Source organism: Oceanobacillus jeddahensis, assembly GCF_000750635.1.
Classification (GTDB): domain Bacteria; phylum Bacillota; class Bacilli; order Bacillales; family Amphibacillaceae; genus Oceanobacillus; species Oceanobacillus jeddahense.
Genome location: NZ_CCDM010000003.1, coordinates 337,262 through 356,806 on the forward strand (window position 1 = coordinate 337,262; position 19,545 = coordinate 356,806).

12 protein-coding genes are annotated in these 19,545 nt (G+C 39.6%); 3 read left to right on the forward strand and 9 right to left on the reverse strand.

The genetic code is table 11. The features are described 5' to 3' along the window. Window positions 1–102: 102 nt before the first annotated feature. Window positions 103–2,145 (reverse strand): sigma-54-dependent Fis family transcriptional regulator, encoded by a 2,043-nt coding sequence (locus tag BN986_RS15065; RefSeq protein ID WP_040981548.1) that lies wholly within the window; start codon window positions 2,143–2,145, stop codon window positions 103–105. A 212-nt stretch (window positions 2,146–2,357) separates the two neighbouring features. Between BN986_RS15065 and BN986_RS15070 the strand changes: the two genes are divergently transcribed. The 3 genes from BN986_RS15070 (at window position 2,358) to BN986_RS15080 (ending at window position 5,118) form a co-directional block, all read left to right on the forward strand. Continuing rightward, window positions 2,358–2,594 carry a DUF2627 domain-containing protein gene (locus BN986_RS15070; RefSeq protein WP_040981550.1) on the forward strand — a complete coding sequence of 79 codons (237 nt, stop codon included), beginning with the start codon at window positions 2,358–2,360 and terminating at the stop codon, window positions 2,592–2,594. Between the two features lie 339 nt (window positions 2,595–2,933). After that, window positions 2,934–4,331 (forward strand): aspartate kinase, encoded by a 1,398-nt coding sequence (locus BN986_RS15075; RefSeq protein WP_040981552.1) that lies wholly within the window; start codon window positions 2,934–2,936, stop codon window positions 4,329–4,331. A 268-nt stretch (window positions 4,332–4,599) separates the two neighbouring features. Continuing rightward, window positions 4,600–5,118 (forward strand): hypothetical protein, encoded by a 519-nt coding sequence (locus BN986_RS15080; protein ID WP_040981554.1) that lies wholly within the window; start codon window positions 4,600–4,602, stop codon window positions 5,116–5,118. Between the two features lie 250 nt (window positions 5,119–5,368). Here BN986_RS15080 and glnA read toward each other — a convergent pair whose 3' ends face one another. The 8 genes from glnA to gltB all read right to left on the reverse strand — a co-directional run bounded on the left by glnA (window position 5,369) and on the right by gltB (window position 19,471). Further along, window positions 5,369–6,706 (reverse strand): type I glutamate--ammonia ligase, encoded by a 1,338-nt coding sequence (glnA, locus tag BN986_RS15085; protein ID WP_040981556.1) that lies wholly within the window; start codon window positions 6,704–6,706, stop codon window positions 5,369–5,371. Window positions 6,707–6,793: 87 nt separating this feature from the next. Beyond that, window positions 6,794–7,204, reverse strand: a complete 411-nt coding sequence (locus tag BN986_RS15090) for a MerR family transcriptional regulator (protein ID WP_040981558.1) — start codon at window positions 7,202–7,204, stop codon at window positions 6,794–6,796. Between the two features lie 116 nt (window positions 7,205–7,320). Beyond that, entirely contained in the window at window positions 7,321–8,562 is a 1,242-nt protein-coding gene (locus BN986_RS15095) for a methionine gamma-lyase family protein (protein ID WP_040981560.1), read from the reverse strand. A gap of 3 nt (window positions 8,563–8,565) precedes the next feature. Next, the gene (hflX, locus tag BN986_RS15100) at window positions 8,566–9,807 is read right to left on the reverse strand and encodes a GTPase HflX (protein ID WP_040981562.1); all 1,242 of its coding nucleotides are present in this window, start codon (window positions 9,805–9,807) and stop codon (window positions 8,566–8,568) included. A gap of 62 nt (window positions 9,808–9,869) precedes the next feature. Further along, the gene (gene spoVK / locus BN986_RS15105) at window positions 9,870–10,781 is read right to left on the reverse strand and encodes a stage V sporulation protein K (RefSeq protein WP_040981563.1); all 912 of its coding nucleotides are present in this window, start codon (window positions 10,779–10,781) and stop codon (window positions 9,870–9,872) included. Window positions 10,782–11,793: 1,012 nt separating this feature from the next. Then, window positions 11,794–12,915: an IS110 family RNA-guided transposase gene (locus tag BN986_RS15110; protein WP_040981566.1), complete on the reverse strand. Its 1,122-nt coding sequence runs from the start codon at window positions 12,913–12,915 to the stop codon at window positions 11,794–11,796. Window positions 12,916–13,407: 492 nt separating this feature from the next. Beyond that, entirely contained in the window at window positions 13,408–14,904 is a 1,497-nt protein-coding gene (locus tag BN986_RS15115) for a glutamate synthase subunit beta (RefSeq protein WP_040981568.1), read from the reverse strand. Then, window positions 14,897–19,471: a glutamate synthase large subunit gene (gene gltB / locus BN986_RS15120; RefSeq protein WP_040981570.1), complete on the reverse strand. Its 4,575-nt coding sequence runs from the start codon at window positions 19,469–19,471 to the stop codon at window positions 14,897–14,899. Before gltB ends, BN986_RS15115 begins: the two co-directional genes overlap by 8 nt. Between the last annotated feature and the right edge of the window lie 74 nt (window positions 19,472–19,545).

The window sequence follows — 19,545 nt, forward strand, 5'->3', positions numbered from 1 at the left end:
ATCTATAAATGATGAACGCATGAAAAAATGAGAAATCTTATCCACGATACGTTCGACATTATAAAATAGCTTCATTTATCTTACAGCGAAAAATGGTGACGTTTATTCAATCTGATATTTTTCAAGCTTATAATACAGATTGCGAACAGATATTTGAAGCGCTTTGGCTGTTTTCGTCTTATTTTTATTACATTGCTGATAAACTTCTTGCAAATATCTTTTTTCATAACGATCTAATGCTTCTTGTAATTTTAGCGGTTCTTCCGTCAGCATGATATCCTGTTTTTCTATTTTTTCATTTATTTGCAATTTGGGTAAATGAGATACCTCAATTTGTTCTTCCATATTGCCAATAAATATCATGGAGTGGCTGATAACATTAGCCATTTCTCTAACATTTCCAGGCCAATGATATTCCATCAGTTTTTTTAAAGCTTCATCAGATATTCTTTGAACATTCTTCCCATACTCTTCGTTCAATTGGTAGATAATATGTTCAATTAACATCGAAATATCCTCTCCCCGTTCCTTTAATGAGGGAATAGATATTGGAAGTTTATTAATTAAATAATACAGATCTTCACGAAACTGTTTATTCATCACGGCTTTCTCTAAATTAATATTCGTGCCAGCAATCACACGCACATCAACAGGAACAGAATTGGATGCTCCAATAGGAGTGACTTTATTCTCTTTTAGTACATAAAGTAATTTTTCTTGAATAGTTAAAGATAATTCACCAATTTCATCAAGAAAGATACTTCCATTGTTTGCCTGCTCAAATAATCCTTCTTTTTTTGTGATTTGACCTACATCCTCTTCTATCGTACCGAATAGCTCTTTTTCTAACATTGCTTCAGACAATGCAGCACAGTTTACACGAATAAATTTATTAAATTTCCGGTCACTTTCATGATGGATAGCATGAGCAAATAGCTCTTTGCCAGTACCTGTTTCCCCTCTTAACAGAACAACTGCAGGAGTTTTTGCACCTACTTTTGCTTGTTCTAAAGCAAGTTTCATTTCTGGGGAGTTGCCAATAATATCGTCAAATGTATATCGTGCTTCCAAATTACGGATAATCTGTCTGGCACGTTTTAACTCTTTTGTCACAGATTGTAATTCACTCACGTCATGAAGCACACCGACACTGCCTTTTATCTTCCCCTGAACAATGACCGGCGCACCATTCACAATCACATCTTTTCTTGCTGGTCCGACCTTCATATGTACTCCACGGATAGCACGGCGGTTTTGTAAAACCTTCAAATGTACACTGTCCCCTTCAGATATATCTACTGTTGCCGGTTTGCCAATCACTTCCTCTTCGGTTAAACCGGTAATCCTCGTATAAGCGGGATTAATAATTAAGCCATTCCCGTGTTCATCCACCACACTAATAGCCTCGTCAGAAGATTTAATAATCGCTTCCAGCATGGTTTTAATTTCATTTAAATCGGTATTCTCTTCAGCTAATTGCACGACTTCCGTAATATCCTTGAATACGGCAAAAGCTCCAACTAAATCACCTGTTTTATTAATAATGGGTATTCGTGATGCGATCACCTTTTTACCATTATCTAAAATTGTTTTCTGATTAAGCTCTTTTCTCTGGCTTCTTAAAACATGTGATAAGCGGCTTGTTTTAAGCAATTCTTTTATATGCTTCCCTTTGTACTCTCTTTCTTTTTTACCAAGGATTTGTTCTGCACGCCGATTTAACAGCTGAACTTGTTCATTTTTGTTAACAACAATCATACCGTCATTCATATGATTTAAAATTAGTTCAAGACGACTTGCCTGCACCTTTACTTCATCCGTTAAAACGGTCTTCTCATGAATTAATTCATAAATAATATTTGCTACAGATCCAGGAATAATGATTGTTTTTCTTGGAAATAATTCAATCATGTTTTCGAATAAATCTTCCTCGCCTGTTACATTTACGACAATATCAATATCATGGTGAATCCAATCTTTCCAATCTGTACTGGTATGAACGTTCACTTCTTCCGCCAGCTTCATAGCAGGAGCATTTTCATCTTTGTCAACAATTGCACAAATCTGCATACGTTTTGTTTCTTTAAATAGGTGGAATAATGCCGTACCACCTTTACCAGCGCCAACTATCAGAATTTGCTTCATACTTTTCATCCACCTTGAATTTATTTGCACAGTTTTATCATACGATACCATGCATAATTTAGCAAATAAATTCTGTTTCTATTTTTCGACGTATTTTGCTATAATCAATAGTAAGTTTGAATGAAGTCAGTTGATTAAAAATGCAGCATCAAGCGAATCAGAAAAAACATGTTGAAATAACGGAAGTATGTTTATAAAGGAGCAGAAATTTTATGCAAAGAAACCTCGCTTTGATCATTCTATTTATTCCGGGAGTGATTGCAGCTTTTGGTATTAAATTAATGCGTGATACACTTTTTGATACGTTTTATCCGATTTTTATTTACGGAAGTATTCAATTTATTGTTGGGTTAATTCTATTTCTCGGCGGTTTAATATTTCTCGGCGGCTTTATCGTCTATAGAGATAGAAAAAAACGTAATCAAGAAAAGCAATCCGTAAGCTCTTAAATCCCGTTTATTGAAACGGGATTTTTATTATGGATTTTTTTCTAAATTTAAACGAACTCTTATGCGTTGCTATCTATCTTTCAAACAGCGTGTAATTAAAATCTGAATAAGATTCTTAAAATCCTGATTTTCATTTCAAATTAACTGAATTTATAAACTTATATGTAACCGAAGAAAATGAAAGCGTTATTTTAACTGATTTTCTTTCTTTTTTTCGTTTTTCTCTTTAATTTAACAGAAAATATGTTATATTAGTAAAAATAAAATACCACGCACTAAAAGTCTTCGTAATTAAACAGCTTACTTATTGTGGGAATTTTGAAATGGGGTATCATGTAAATGAAAGTAGCAAAATTTGGAGGAAGTTCTGTAGCAAACGCAACTCAAATTAAAAAGGTAGCGAATATCATTAAGTCTGATTCCTCCCGGAAAGTTGTGGTCGTATCTGCACCAGGAAAACGTTTCTCAGATGATGTAAAAATGACTGATTTATTAATCGAGCTTTGTTATGCCAGACAGCAAAATCAAGATTACGATTTGCATTTAGAAAATATCATGGGCAGATTTCAAGAAATAATTGATGATTTAGACCTTGACCATGCTATTTTAGAAGATATTCAGCAAACGATTGAAAAATATCTTCAGTTTGATATATCACCGATGGCGCAGCTTGATGCTTTAAAATCGATTGGTGAAGACAGTTCTGCGAAAATCGTTAGTGCTTATTTAAAGCGTTTAGGTTTGAATGCAAGCTATGTTAATCCAAAAGAAGCAGGTATTTTTGTCAGCAATGAGCCCGGAAATGCTCAATTACTACCTGAAAGCTTTCCTATGATTTATAAACTCAGAGATCGTAATGACGTTTCTGTCGTTCCCGGTTTCTTTGGTTATTCCGCTGATGATGATTTAGTAACATTTTCACGGGGCGGATCGGATATTACTGGAGCTATTCTGGCTGCCGGTACCAAAGCAAGCCTGTATGAAAATTTCACAGATGTTGATTCTGTTTTTGCTGTAAATCCAAATTTCGTAAAAAACCCAAAAGATATTAATGTATTAACTTATAAGGAAATGCGGGAGCTTTCTTATGCCGGTTTTTCGGTTTTTCATGATGAAGCACTGATTCCTGCATTTAAAGAACAAATTCCTGTTTGCATCAAAAATACGAATAACCCGGATGCTTCTGGAACCATGGTCGTTTCAGAAAGAGATGCAACAGAGCAATGCGTTGTCGGTATTGCCAGTGATGACGGATTCTGCAGTTTATATGTAAGTAAATTCTTAATGAACCGGGAAGTTGGTTTTGGACGAAAGCTTTTAAATATATTCGAGGATGAAGGTATCTCCTTTGAGCATACACCTTCTGGAATCGATGATATGTCTGTTATTTTTAGAGATCATCAATTCACTCCGGAAAAAGAAAAAATAGTTATTGATCGGATTCGCAATGAACTAAATGTGGACACGGTAAGTGTTCATCGCGATTTGGCTGTCGTTATGGTTGTCGGTGAAGGTTTAGAGAATACGATCGGAGTTGCCGCTAAAGCTACCGCATCTTTTGCTAAAGCTGGTGTTAATATTGATATGATTAACCAGGGCTCTTCTGAAGTATCTATGATGTTCGGTATTCACGCGGTTGACCTGGAAAAAGCTATTCAATCTTTATACAAAGAATTTTTTACAGAAGATGAATCTAACTTAAAATTCCCTTGTGTATCAGCAAGAGGGCATCAATAAGTAATAAGCATCGAATGCAGGTGGATTACCTGTTTCTATTCGATGCTTTTTCTTTTGATCTGTTTTCGCCAGGACGAGTAAGTGCGGTCCTAGCCCTATAAGTAGAAGGCTTCATTAAAGCACCTTAAAACAATTTTTCTAATTCTCCTTTCATACCGTAAGATAATATAATCACGACCTCTCCTACAGAAACAACTTTCACTTTATGAAACTAATACCGATTTGAAACGTATAATAGCTATCCATCAGCAGAAAGGTTGTTATATATATGAAGAATGCAAAAAAAGTCACCACTTTGCTTGCAATATCTTGCATACTTTTTATCATTGTTGGTCCGATGGCTATATGGGTTGTTCATCAAAAGGCAGCTTTTCCTGGAGAATTAGCAAAAAGTGAAATTGAAGCAAATGAAACCTTTTCACCGACACACCATCGTAGTAAAACAGCTGAAATTTGGGCTTATCCTGCTACTACAAATGTAAGTGATGTACGCTGTATTACAGCAAATGAAGGCGAGGAAATTCCTTTAAATCCCAAAAATACAGAAACAACTATCTTAGATGCAGAAATGACGCATCTCTTTACCAATGACAGAGAGGAAACTGCTATATTTGATCGTGTACAATGTCAAGGCGGTGGTTTAGAAACTATTTATATGACCTCTCATTTTTCTGATCATACAAAAAACCGATTCATTATTATCATTTCAATTGCCACACCTATTCTGGCCGGAATCGGATTCATTCTATATCGCAGGAATAAGCGTAAACCCGTTAAGAAATATTAATTAAAAACTTCTCCCTTATTACGCAAATAAGCTACTGTGTAAGTATTTATCCTACTTACACAGTAGCTTATAAGATCAGGTATTTAATTGACGGGTATTTTTCATAACACACAATCTTTATTCACTGTGAAGAGAAACTTCCGGAAGCGGAAGTTTTCGACGCATATGGATGTACTAGTGCTAATGTCTAAGACAACGCCTTTGTAACCTTCAGTCAGTTGCGATAAATTTAAAACCTAACCCACATCGCTTAATAGTTCGTTAGATATTGCTCGCGCTCCCATGGATGCACAGTTGTGCGGAACATATCCCACTCGATTTCCTTAGCTTCAATAAAATGCTCAAATAAATGCTCTCCTAACGATTCTACGAGCACTTCATCCTGTTCCAGGTAGTCCATCGCTTCTTTAAGAGTAGATGGGAGATCTTTAACCCCGTTTTCTTCACGCTCTTTTTTGTTCATTACATAAATATTGCGGTCCACAGACTCCGGAACAGCTAATTCTCTTTTAATTCCATCTAAACCGGAAGCTAATAGTACAGATAATGCCATGTATGGATTAGCTGCCGGATCTACACTGCGGACTTCGACACGTGTGCTTAATCCGCGGGAGCTCGGAATACGTACAAGCGGACTCCGGTTTGATGCTGACCATGCTACGTAGCTAGGAGCTTCGTAACCGGGCACCAAACGTTTATAAGAGTTGACTGTAGGGTTTGTTATTGCAGTAAAGTTGACTGCATGATCCACAATACCTGCGATAAACTGATAGGCTGCTTGACTTAATTCCAGCTCGCCTTTCGTGTCATAGAATCTATTTTCTTTTCCAGAGAAAAGTGACATGTTAACATGCATCCCGGAGCCGTTTACTCCGAATAAAGGTTTCGGCATAAATGTAGCATGCAGGTTATGCTTTCTGGCAATTGTTTTTACAACTAATTTAAATGTTTGAATATCATCTGCATGCTTTAATGCATCTGAATATTTAAAATCAATTTCATGCTGTCCAGGTGCAACCTCATGGTGGGAAGCCTCAATTTCAAAACCCATCTCTTCAAGCTCTAAAACAATATCGCGCCGGCAATTTTCCCCTAAATCTGTAGGAGCTAAATCAAAGTAACCGCCATGGTCATTCAATTCCAGTGTAGGCTCTCTGTTTTCATCAAGTTTAAATAAGAAGAACTCCGGCTCTGCACCAATATTAAATGCATCAAACCCAAACTTCTCCATTTTTTCCAGGTTGCGTTTTAAATTATAACGCGGGCAGCCTGCGAAAGGAGTGCCGTCCGGATTATAAATATCACAGATAAAACGGGCTACTTTTCCTTTTTCAGAGGTCCAAGGAAAAACAATAAATGTATCCAAATCCGGGTATAAGAACATATCTGATTCTTCGATACGTACAAACCCTTCGATACTGGATCCATCAAAAGCCATTTTATTATCTAACGCTTTATCTAATTGACTTAAAGGAATTTCAACGTTTTTAATGGTTCCGAGCATATCGGTAAATTGCAGACGAATAAAACGTACATTTTCCTCCTCAATCTGTTTTATGATTTTTTCTCTGGTTAACTTTTTAGCCATGTGTTCTCCTCCTAGAAATCTTTAATCGCATCAAAAGAAAGTCTGCACTACATGAATAGCCCAGCGGCAATTCATTTTGATACGGTGTTAACGTTTTGCAAAGAAACGTGCCAGTTCCCCTTGTCTCATGCTTGCTTTACCGTATCTGCCTGCTTCATTTAATTCGCTTTTTAGAATGTCTCTCAGTTCCTTGTCAGACAAATTAGCTGGAGTTTTTTTCGCTTTTTTCGATACTTCTTCTGTTTCCATTTCTTTTTCTTCTTCATCCAGCAGAATTTTAATCCCTGCCATATTCAAGCCTTTGTCTAAAAGATCTTTAATTTGAAGCAGCCTGTCCACATCATTAAATGAAAAAAGACGCTGATTTCCTTTTGTCCGCTCTGGAGCAATTAAATCGTTCGCTTCATAATAACGAATTTGCCTCGCGGTCAGTTCAGTTAATTTCATTACTATACCTATTGAGAATAAGGGCATTGAACGACGGTCTTTATCATTCAAAAGATGACCCCCTTCTTATTATGATACATTCAGTATAATTGATGTTAGTTTTATTGTCAATTATATGTCAGGTTTTTTAACACTTAAATGATGCGTTATTAATGCTTACCCTTTTTTCAAGAAATAAAACCTTGACTTTTCAATGATTTCACAGCTTCTACAATCGCAATTTTAACGTGCGTATATGTTAAACCACCTTGAACGTAAGCTGTATATGGAGGTCGAATGGGTCCGTCAGCAGATAATTCGATACTTGCCCCTTGGATAAATGTTCCAGCAGCCATAATAACCTGGTCCTCATATCCCGGCATTTCACTCGGATATGGTTTTACATACGAATTGATCGGTGAACTTTCTTGAATGGACTGGCAAAAAGCAATCATCTCTTCAGATTTATTAAACGTAACCGTTTGAATTAGATCTGTTCTTTTTTCTTGATAGGATGGAGAGGTTTGGAATCCGGCTAACTCTAAAAATCTAGCCGTAAAAAGTGCTCCTTTTAAAGCTTCCCCTACAGTATGAGGCGCCATAAAGAAACCCTGATACATTTCTTGAAGCACCCCAAGAGAAGCCCCGGTTTCTTTACCAAGACCTGGAGCTGTCAGACGATTCGCACATAAATGGATTAAATCTTGACGCCCTGCAATATATCCGCCTGCTCGAACTAACCCGCCACCAGGATTTTTAATGAGTGACCCAGCAATTAAATCTGCTCCAATATGTAATGGTTCTTTGGTTTCCGTAAATTCCCCGTAGCAATTATCAACAAATACAATGACAGACGGATCTATTTGTTTTACAAAATCAACCATTTCTTTGATCTCATTAATCGTAAAAGAAGGTCTTGCTCCATAACCTTTTGATCGTTGGATTGCAATTACTTTTGTTTCTTCTGTCCAACTTCTCTTTATTTCTTCAAAATCAACTTCTCCTGTTTCCTTTAAAGCAATCTCACGATAACCAATTCGAAAATCGGAAAGCGCTCCCTCTTCTTTTCCAGGCTTTCCAATTACCTCTTCCAAGGTGTCATATGGGTGTCCTGTAATATACACTAATTCGTCATTGGGGCGCAGCACACCAAAAAGAGCTGTTGTAATTGCATGTGTTCCCGAAACAATTTGGGGACGCACGACCGCGTCCTCTCCACCAAATACATGCGCAAATACAGCTTCTAAACCGTCCCTGCCTAAATCATCGTAGCCATAGCCTGTCGTTCCTTGTAAATGGGAATCACTGATTCGATGCTCTCTGAATGCTTCCAGCACACGTTTTTGATTCTCCTCTACAATTCCTTGAATATACTGATGACCTTCTAAACAATCTTTTTCTGCTTTTAAAATAAGTGAATCTGGTTGCATTTTTTACTTCTCCTCTACAAAACGGTGAAAGGGATGTTTTTTTCTGACATAGCCTTGGATATGAAATTGATTTGTTTCTTCGATTAACTCTTTTTTTACTATTAACGCAGCTGACTGAAGCTGATATAATAAATCTCCTTTACTCGAATCTAAAACAATGTCAAATAAATCCCATTCCTCTTTTAATACTTCTTCTACTTTTATTAATAATGATTGTAAATTTTCTTCCTCTAAGGCACTAATTTGAATATTAGGGAATTGATTCGCCAAAAAGAAATCAGCTTCCAACTGATCCTTTTTATTATACACGGTTAATACAGGGATGTGGCCAGCCTCTAATTCATTTAACAATTTTCGGACAGTGTCCTGTTGTTGTAATAAATCCGGATCGGAAATATCTACCACATGCAGGAGAAAATCTGCTTCTGTCACTTCCTCTAAAGTTGATTTAAATGCGGCAATAAGCGATGTTGGAAGATCTTGAATAAACCCAACTGTATCCGTTACTAAACTCTTTAACCCGCTCGGAAACTGAATACGGCGTGTGAGTGGATCAAGTGTCGCAAATAATTGATCTTCTTCTAATGAATGGCTATTTGTCAGTCTGTTAAATATGGTAGATTTTCCAGCATTCGTATAACCAACAATGGCTATTTGGAAAATATCATTGGACCGTCTGCGTTTCCGGTATTGATCACGCTGCTTCACAACTAATTGTAACCGGCGTTTGATGTCGTAGATTCTTCTTTCAATATGCCGGCGGTCCGTTTCTAATTTTGTTTCTCCCGGACCTCTTGTTCCAATTCCTCCTCCAAGTCTGGATAGATTTGCACCTTGTCCATGCAAACGAGGAAGCAAATACTCCAATTGAGCTAGTTCCACTTGGAGCTTCCCTTCCTTCGTTTGTGCACGCATTGCAAAAATATCCAATATTAATTGGCTCCGGTCCAGAACACGGACATCCAATGTATCTGCCAGATTACGGACCTGACCGGCAGATAATTCATTATTCGCCACCACTAAATCAATTTCCGATGCATCAACTGTCCGGCTCACTTCCTGAAGCTTCCCTTCCCCGATATAAGTAGCCGGATGGATGCGTTCCCGGTTTTGTGTAACAACATGCTGCACCTGACCTCCAGCCGTTTTACATAGAGAAATAAGTTCATCTAAAGAAGACTGGAATTGGCGTTCTGATTTTTCGTTTTGGTTAACCGCAATTACTAACACGTTTTCTGCTGTCATAGTTTACCTCTTTCTTAGATATCCTTTAAAATTATTCTTATCTTTTATCTTACCCGTTATTTCTATTCTAGCAACAAATCCTCCTCCGTTAAAACAATTAAATCTTTGGATATAATCTGTTCCGAGGTAAGCAAACGGACTGCCTGCATACGGATTGCCTTTTCTATGATGTTTCGTACATATCTTGCATTCGAAAAATTAAAAGTCTCTTCCCGTAATTTTCTTGCCAAATGATTGCGGAGCTTCCATTCCGCCGATTTTGATAATTGATACTGTCTTTCCCCCAGCATGCGGTTTCCTATATTCAATAATTCATCCACAGAGTAATCATCGAAGTCTAAAATAAATGGAAAGCGGGACTCAAGCCCAGGATTCATGGAAAGAAAACGATCCATTTCACGCGGATAACCGGCAAGAATAAGAACCATATCTTCCCGCCCGTCTTCCATATGTTTTACAAGCAGATCGATCGCCTCTTTCCCGAAATCTTTTTCCCCGCCACGCGATAAAGAGTAAGCTTCATCAATAAATAAAATACCGCCCATCGCTTTTTGGATAACCGCTCTTGTTTTTTGTGCTGTCTGCCCGATGTATTCTCCGACTAAATCGGCACGCTCCGCCTCAATAAACTGCCCTTTGGACAGCACATTCATATCATGATAAAGCTTTGCCAGTTTTCGGGCTACCGTCGTCTTTCCTGTGCCGGGGTTTCCTTTAAATAACATATGAAGTACCTGTTTAGAGCTTTTTAATCCTTGTTCCTTTCTTTTTTCATTGATAAGAATACTTGCATAAATCTCTTTTATTGATGTTTTTAGCTCCTCTAAGCCGACAAAGGATGCAAATTCTTTATCGATCATTTCAAGTGGCGAATGTCTTTGTTTTTTCACGCGGAGTTCCTTGCCGGGTTGCTGTGTATTCTCATGTAATATGATGTTAATACGACCATTTTTATACCCTTCTACCTGTGCCAATTCTCCATCACCCCTTATTCACTAACAATATACGCAAATATTTAAAAAGGGGTGACAGATGCCTATAAACATGTTTGAAATAATCTATTATACAATAATCACGTTATTATCATTGCCCGGCATTCGTTCATTAAAAAGTAACTTCATTAGACAAAGAATAGAGGGTAAAGTGTAAGGTGACCGCTGCGGCGGACCGTTTTGCTTTCCTAGGGGCACGCTCTTCAGCTAACTTTTGCCAAGAAGATCGCTTGGCAAAAGTGGATCTTCAGATGGTGCTGATCCCTCAGGAGTCAAAACGGTCCGCCTCCGCTAGTGAGGTATTCTATACGTGGAATAGCTGAATAAATAAAAGGTAGATCAGGCAGAACATATTTTTTATGCTGCATGGTAAAAGTTCCGCCAAGATTACTTTCTGTGCATGAAAGCTATTCCTGATGTTAATTATTCTTGCTGTTATGATTCGAACTGCTAAGCCAGCCCTTTGAAATAACGGAATGATCGTGTCATCGAGCGAAAGAGATACTATTTCGTCCACCCCAACAGAATGTTATTTCTTTCATTCGCTGTAGAATTCTAACTAAGCGGAGGCCAACCATGGAGACTGATATGAACGAAACTGTCAAGATCCACCCACTAACTTTTCCTGTTTTCTTTTTTTAGGCAACTTTAAGCTAAGGGTCATCCCTTTTTTGGTAAATGCTATTTCTTGCGCAAGGGTAAGCAAATGATCTCCTTTCCTGTCAGGATTAGGAGGAGAGAAGCACACGGCATGAAGGCAAAAATCTCTACTCCGATGAGCATACTGATATCCGTGGGTTGTCACATTTTATCGTTCCGTCAAAGGATCTTTCACGAACTCCTAGCGTGCGTTCACTACAGAATAGCTAGCACAAGTCTCCGTCGTGCGTTATCCTCTACGGTTTTCATCTTTGCCTCCAAGCCCTATGCTTCTTTCCCCGTTTCTTCTTTTCTTTCTAGGATGTAACGATGCTTCCTTTAGCTGTCTCTATCGTCATAACATGGCCTCGTTCTTCTTGTCATCTGGTTCCCGTGCAATCGCCCAAATAAAGCCTGCTAATTCTCGGGCGACGGCGGTAATCGCTTTTCCACTTTCTTTCCCTCGTGCCATCAAACGGCAGTATTTTTTGTGCAGCCGATGTTGAGCCTTCCAAGAAATACTTAATATATTCGATGAATGACCTTTCTGCCTTTTTGCCAGCTCCCGACCAATCGTTGGTTTGTGCCGGTAACTCCACGCTGCCTCAATTAACTGCCTTCGAATATGGCGATTCCCCGTTTTGGTGATGGCTCCTTGTTTGCGTGTGTCCCCGCTGGAACCTTCACTTGGTACTAAACCGATGTATGACATAAAACCACCGGGGTGAACAAAACGAGCAAACGTACTTATCTCTGCCACCAAACTGGTAGCGGTAAGGACGGCAATGCCTCGTAAGGTCATGAGTTTTTGAATTAGTGGAGCGTGCACACCATGTTCCGCCTCTTCTTTGATTGTTTCTTCCAGTCGTTCCAACCGATGCTGATATTCTCGAAGTTGCTGGACATATTCTTGAAAAGTCACTCTCGAAGCAGCACGGGAAAATGTCAATTGACGTAACCATTCCCAGTATTTTAACGTCCATCTTTTGGTGCCCGCTGGCTCTTTTATATCATGGCGCAAAAGAAACTTCGACAGGCGATGTTTGGCACGTAATTCATCTTCCTTCACATCTTCGCGGGCTCGAACTAAATCACGTAAGGCCTCATCGTCTTCCGTTGGGACATAAATAGGTGTTAATTCCCCGGCACGTAATAGCGTAGCCAGGTTCAATGCATCCCTTTTGTCTGTTTTGATACGACTGCCAGGCTTCTGTGGGATGAGGGATGGGGCAACCACCTCACACGTCATGTCCATGCCGGTCAAAATACGATACAATCCATAACCTGTGGGACCGGCTTCATAACAGAAGTGCAGTTGTTCAGGTTCCCCTAATTTTTTGATACATTTTCTAATGGCTTCCAGGGTGTAATCGATCTTTCCTACGTATCTGGCTGAAGAACGACCCTCATCCGCTACTGCTACTGCAATTTTATTCTTCGACACATCTAAACCTACATATTTTGTGTTATAATGCATGTTACTAGCTCCTTTCGTGTAATAGCTCTGATTTGGGATAGTCTTTCTTACTACTCTATACCCGAATTAACCTACGTTATGACGAATCAGGGGCTAGTTTCGTTCATTATAACTCCTATGGGAACAGGGCGAGCTGAAGATCCACTTGAAAAGCGGGTTTCTTTTCAAGTTAGCTGAAGCCGTCCCCATGGAAAGCGGAGTGGTTGGCCGGAGCGGAGCTATGCACTATCATTAGTTCAAAAAAAGCTGATTTAACTAAAAAGCAAGCATGGTAATGGAGAATATGTTCATACTGAAATAGCAAGATATATATGCTTATTCTTAGGTACGAAAGTTAAGTAATTATAAACAAAATCTTCTCTATTGGAATCTTACGGAGAAAAGACAAAAACCCCGGCTATGTAATAATAAAAAGCGATAATTTTTCATGATTCTAAAAAAGAAATAAACCCGGTGATTGAAATATCTCCGGGTTTATTTCTTGTGTAAAACTTACATATCAGCAACAGTAGGCAGTGAAGTAGATCCCATTAAATAGGTGTCTACCTGGTAAGCGACTTCTCTTCCCTCGTTAATTGCCCAAACAATTAGGCTCTGACCTCTGCGGGCATCTCCGGCTGCAAATACATTTTCTTCTGTAGTTAAAAACTTTCCATATGCTGCAAGTATGCGGTTTCGCATCGTTTTTACTCCAAAAGCATCTAAAACCGGTTCTTCGCCTCCTTCAAATCCAATGGCAATCAACACCAGCTGAGCAGGCCATATTTTTTCCGTTCCCGGTATTTCTTCAAAAAAGAAAACACCATTTTCATCCTGCTTTTTTTCCATTTGTATCGTATGCAACGCTTTTAAATTGCCCCGTTCATCAGTAACAAATTTCTGTGTTTGAATGGAGTATTCCCGGATGTCCTCACCAAACTTTTCTTTTGCTTCTTTGTGTGCGTATTCTAAGCTAAATATCTGCGGATAAGCAGGCCATTGGTTACTGTCAGCCCGTTTAATTGGCAATTGTGGATGCTTTCCGAATTGTACAATACTTTTTGCACCTTGACGGATTGCCGTTGCAATACAATCTGCACCCGTATCTCCGCCGCCGATGACGATAACGTCTTTTCCATCTGCGTTTAACTCCTCCTCTAATTCCACATCGTCATCAAGCAATTTTTCGGTTGAGCGTGTCAGGTAATCCATTGCAAAACGCACTCCTTTGCTGTCTTTCCCTTCCAGCGGCAAATCACGATGTTTCTGAGCACCGGTACAAAGAATCACAGCATCAAAATCTGCTTTGATTTCTTCTGCTGAAATATCTTTACCTACTTCTGTATTTAACAAAAAACGGACACCCTCTTGACGAAGCAGCTGGATACGCCGTTCCACAATACCTTTATCCAGCTTCATATTGGGAATGCCATAGGTTAATAATCCACCGGCACGGTCTGCCCGTTCATAAATCGTCACCTCGTGGCCCGCTTGATTCAGCTGATCCGCTGCCGCTAACCCGGCTGGACCCGAGCCGATAACAGCCACTTTTTTTCCTGTCCGTACAACCGGGATTCGCGGTTCAATCCAGCCTTCTTCAAACCCTTTATCAATAATTTTCTGCTCGATATTTTTTATCGTTACGGCAGGATCATTAATTGCTACCGTACACGAACCTTCACATGGTGCAGGACATACCCTGCCGGTAAATTCCGGAAAATTATTAGTTTTCATTAATCTGTCTAATGCTTCTCTCCATCTGCCTTTATAAACAAGATCATTCCATTCCGGAATCAGGTTATAAATAGGACAACCTGATGTTGCGCCTTCTATTTCCATGCCGATATGACAAAAAGGGATACTGCAGTCCATACAACGCGCACCTTGCCAGCTTGCTGCATCATCAGAGAAGGTGCCAGCGTACTCTTGCCAGTCTTTTATTCTTTCAAGCGGGTCACGCTCTGTGGCTTTTTTTCTTTCTATTTCCATAAATCCGGTTGCTTTACCCATTTACTCCGGCTCCTTTCTCTTCTTTAATGACAGCATTTTTATCCAGACTCACTGTCATCTTATGATTTTTCTTTGCCATAAACGCTTCATAACGAGCCTCTTCCGTACTAAAACCCTTTTCTTTAAACCACTCTATCTGCTGAAGCATTAATTTATAATCGACCGGAATGACTTTAACAAATTTCTTCACTTCTTCTTTCCAGTTTTTTAATATAATTGCTGCTTTTTCACTATTGGTATAATCCAGATGATTTATAAGCGATTCTTTTACTTCTTCTTGTTCTTCCAGATCTGTCATTTTTTCAAATTGAATCAGTTCCGTATTCGTTAAGGTCTGAAACAAAAGACTATCATCCGGTCTCACGTAAGCAATCCCCCCTGACATACCGGCCGCAAAGTTTTTGCCGACGTTGCCAAGGATAATAACCCGGCCTCCGGTCATATATTCACAACCATGATCCCCAACGCCTTCTACAACAATTTTTGCACCACTGTTTCTAACAGCAAAGCGTTCTCCTGCACAACCTTGGATATAAGCCTCTCCACTTGTTGCACCATAGAAGGATACATTTCCTGCGATAACATTATGACCAGGATTAATTGTTGACTCTTCTGAGGCTCGGACAATCACCTTACCGCCAGAAAGTCCTTTGCCAACATAATCATTGGCATCTCCAGTCACGGTCATTGTCATACCTGATGGGATAAACGCACCGAAGCTCTGGCCGGCTGATCCAGTGAAATGTAAATTAATTGTATCCTCTGGCAACCCTTCTTCTCCGTATTTTGCAGTAAGCTCACTGCCGACAATCGTTCCCGTAACACGATCCGTATTTTGGATTGCGAAGCTCGCTTCCATTGCTTCACCAGTTTTCAGTGATTCTTGAACGGCAGGCAGGATTTCATTTATATCTAAAGATTGATCTAACTTATGATCCTGCTGCGTTGTATTTCTTCTTTCCCCTTCCGGCTGGTAAACCAAAGTGGATAAATCAAGATACTTCGCTTTCCAATGTGCATCAGCACGTGCTGATCTTTTCAGATATTCAGTGCGCCCGATCATCTCATCCATCGACCGGAAACCAAGCTCCGCCATAATTTCACGAACCTCTTCAGCAATAAATCGCATATAGTTCACCACATGCTCCGGATCTCCGGCAAACTTTTTACGAAGTTCCGGATTTTGCGTTGCAACACCGACTGGACAAGTATCCTTATGACAGACACGCATCATCACGCAGCCGACAACAACAAGAGGCGCTGTAGCAAAACCGTATTCTTCTGCTCCAAGCAAGGCTGCTGTTACAACGTCTTTTCCTGTTAATAGTTTTCCATCCGTTTCTAAAATAACACGATCTCTCAGCCCGTTTAGCATTAAAGTCTGATGTGCTTCTGCCAAACCTAATTCCCATGGGAGACCGGTATGCTTAATACTAGTTTTTGGCGAGGCGCCTGTTCCGCCATCATAGCCGACAACGGAGATAACATCTGCATTTCCTTTAGCAACACCGGCAGCAATCGTTCCAACGCCTGATTTAGCAACAAGCTTAACACTTACTCTTGCGTTTCGATTCGCATTTTTCAAATCATGAATCAATTGCGCCAAATCTTCAATTGAATAAATATCGTGATGCGGCGGTGGTGAAATTAAATCAACCCCCGGTGTCGAACCGCGTACATCCGCAACCCATGGATACACTTTTTCAGCCGGCAGCTGACCACCTTCTCCAGGTTTCGCTCCTTGAGCTACTTTAATTTGCAGCTCTTTTGCATTGACTAAATAATTGCTGGTTACACCAAAGCGTCCAGATGCCACCTGTTTAATTGCACTGGCACGTAAATCTCCATTCGCATCAGGAGTAAAGCGGGATTTATCCTCTCCACCTTCTCCGCTGTTACTTTTACCACCGAGACGATTCATCGCAATCGCCAATGTTTCATGCGCTTCTTTACTAATCGAGCCAAAGGACATCGCACCGGTTTTAAAACGTTGAACAATGGTATCCACCGGTTCTACTTCATCGATGGAGATAGATTTCGATTTTTTGAAGTCAAATAAATTTCTTAAAAATCCAATACGCGCTTCATTTGATTCTTTAGAAAATTGCTTGAATAGTTTATAATCTCCCCGCCTGCAGGACCATTGCAACTTATAAATGGTTGAAGGGTTAAAGGCATGATGCTCACCGGTTTTTCGCCATTGAAAATCACTGCCTGAATCTAGCAGCCCATTTATCACTTCCTTGTATCCTTCATGATGGCGTTTTTCTGTTTCCAGTTGAATAACCTCAAGTCCAATTCCGTCGATTTGTGAAGCTGTACCGGTAAAATAATCTTCAATCACCTGTTTGCTTATCCCGACAGCTTCAAAAATTTGCGCACCTCGGTAGCTTTGTACAGTTGAAATACCAATTTTAGACATTACTTTGATAATTCCTTCTGTCGCAACTGCGATATATTTTGCTTGTGCTTCTTGTGGATTGAAAGCTAATTTATCGTCTTCGAATGCCTGTTGATAGGTCTGATACACAAGATATGGGTAAATCGCATCCACCCCATAACCGAGCATCGCTGCAAAATGATGCACTTCACGCGCTTCTCCTGACTGGATAATAATACTTACTTTTGTACGGATACCTTCACGAATTAAAAATTGATGCAGACCGCTGACAGCCAGCAGTGCAGGGATGGCTTTATGCATTTGATCCATTTCTGTATCCCTTAATACCAGAATATTTTTCCCTTTATAGATCGCAGCTTTTGCCTGTGCAAACACTTCACTCAGCGCAGCTTCCAAATTATCTGTAAATAACGTTTCAATTACTTCAGCTGTTAATCCATCGATTTCGCTATTTTCAATCCTTTTCATCTGCACATTTGATAAAATCGGGGAGTCTAACCGAACACATCTTTTCTTTTCAGCTTCCGGATGAAGAACATCTCCTTCACTGCCAAGCCATGTCAGCATGGATGTTACCAGTTGCTCCCGGTAGGCATCAATTGGCGGATTGGTAACCTGGGCAAAGAGCTGTTTAAAGTAATTAAATAAACTTTGCGGACGCTCAGATAAAACAGCTAACGGTGCATCATTTCCCATTGCGCCGATTGGGTCTTTTCCGTCTTGCACTAATGGAATTAAATATTTTTCAATATCCTCCAGCGTGTAACCAAAGGCTTTCTGTTTAGAAAACAATAATGGATCTACTTCCATGTTTTCATCTACTTCCGGCTCCAATGTCGTTATTTGTTCCTCTATCCATTCCTGATAAGGATGTGCTGTTGTAATGGCAGATTTTATTTCCTCATCCGAAATGATTCTCCCTTTCTCTATATCTACTAACAGCATCTTCCCAGGACTCAATCGTTCTTTTAATAAAACATTACTTTCTTCTACGTCAACGACACCAACTTCAGAGGAATAAATAATATAATCATCTTTTGTCACGTAATATCTCGCTGGACGTAAACCATTTCTATCCAAAATAGCACCAATTTGTTTCCCGTTTGTAAATGTGATGGATGTCGGGCCGTCCCAGGGCTCCATCATCAGACTGTGATATTGATAGAAAGCACGTCTTTCCTGATTCATATGATTATTTTTATCCCATGGTTCAGGAATCAACATCATGGCTGCATGAGCAAGATCTCTTCCTGCCAACGTTAAAAATTCCAGCGCATTATCCAGCGTAGCCGAGTCACTGCCATCACTGCAGATAATTGGTAATAGTTTTTCTAAATCATCACCAAATACATCCGAAACAAATTGTTTTTCTCTGGCCCGCATCCAGTTCGCATTTCCTCGTAATGTATTTATTTCACCATTATGAATTAAATAACGGTTTGGATGCGCCCGTTCCCAGGATGGAAACGTATTTGTACTGAATCGGGAGTGAACAAGCGAAAAAGCAGAAACAAAATCTTTTTCTTGTAAGTCTAAATAAAATCCTTTCACCTGCTCCGGTGTCAGTAATCCTTTATAAACTATGGTAGTACTGGATAGACTCGGTACATAAAAACGGAGCTCTTTTTCTTCTGCCCAGTGCTCTGCTTGTTTGCGAATAACATACAGCTTTCTCTCGAAATCCAACTCATCAGCAGATGCATCCGCTCGAATAAATACTTGTTTCATTTCCGGCAATGTATCCACAGCGCCTTTTCCAATACAAGCAGGGTTAACAGGTACATCTCTCCAGCCAATCAGCTGCTGTCCTTCTTGCGCAATAAATGTATTTACCTGCTCCATTACCTTCTTTTGCTCCTGGTTATCCAGAGTAAGAAAAATCATTCCTACAGCATATTCTCCAGCAGGCGGCAGCTCAAATTCAGAGCACACTCTTCGAAAATATCGATCCGGTATCTGCACCATTAACCCCGAACCATCACCAGTCATTGGATCACTTCCTTGGCCGCCGCGGTGTTCCAACTTACAAAGCATATTCAATCCTTTTGTAACAATGTCATGTGTCTGTTTTCCTTTTATATGAGCATATAAGCCAATTCCACAAGCATCATGCTCAAAATCCGGATGATATAAACCTTGTGCTTTCGGCAAATCATGAAAAATCATTTCTGTTCCTCCATTCCGTGTTCAATAAAAGTGGGTAAGATACATTTTATGTTTTTTTATTTATCTAAACAATA

Coding starts and splice junctions, on each gene's coding strand:
- gltB (WP_040981570.1), bottom strand. CDS start 19,471: ATGATTTTTCATGATTTGCCGAAAGCACAAGGTTTATATCATCCGGAT.
- hflX (WP_040981562.1), bottom strand. CDS start 9,807: ATGACAGCAGAAAACGTGTTAGTAATTGCGGTTAACCAAAACGAAAAA.
- BN986_RS15110 (WP_040981566.1), bottom strand. CDS start 12,915: ATGCATTATAACACAAAATATGTAGGTTTAGATGTGTCGAAGAATAAA.
- BN986_RS15115 (WP_040981568.1), bottom strand. CDS start 14,904: ATGGGTAAAGCAACCGGATTTATGGAAATAGAAAGAAAAAAAGCCACA.
- BN986_RS15080 (WP_040981554.1), top strand. CDS start 4,600: ATGAAGAATGCAAAAAAAGTCACCACTTTGCTTGCAATATCTTGCATA.
- glnA (WP_040981556.1), bottom strand. CDS start 6,706: ATGGCTAAAAAGTTAACCAGAGAAAAAATCATAAAACAGATTGAGGAG.
- BN986_RS15070 (WP_040981550.1), top strand. CDS start 2,358: ATGCAAAGAAACCTCGCTTTGATCATTCTATTTATTCCGGGAGTGATT.
- BN986_RS15095 (WP_040981560.1), bottom strand. CDS start 8,562: ATGCAACCAGATTCACTTATTTTAAAAGCAGAAAAAGATTGTTTAGAA.
- BN986_RS15075 (WP_040981552.1), top strand. CDS start 2,934: ATGAAAGTAGCAAAATTTGGAGGAAGTTCTGTAGCAAACGCAACTCAA.
- BN986_RS15065 (WP_040981548.1), bottom strand. CDS start 2,145: ATGAAGCAAATTCTGATAGTTGGCGCTGGTAAAGGTGGTACGGCATTA.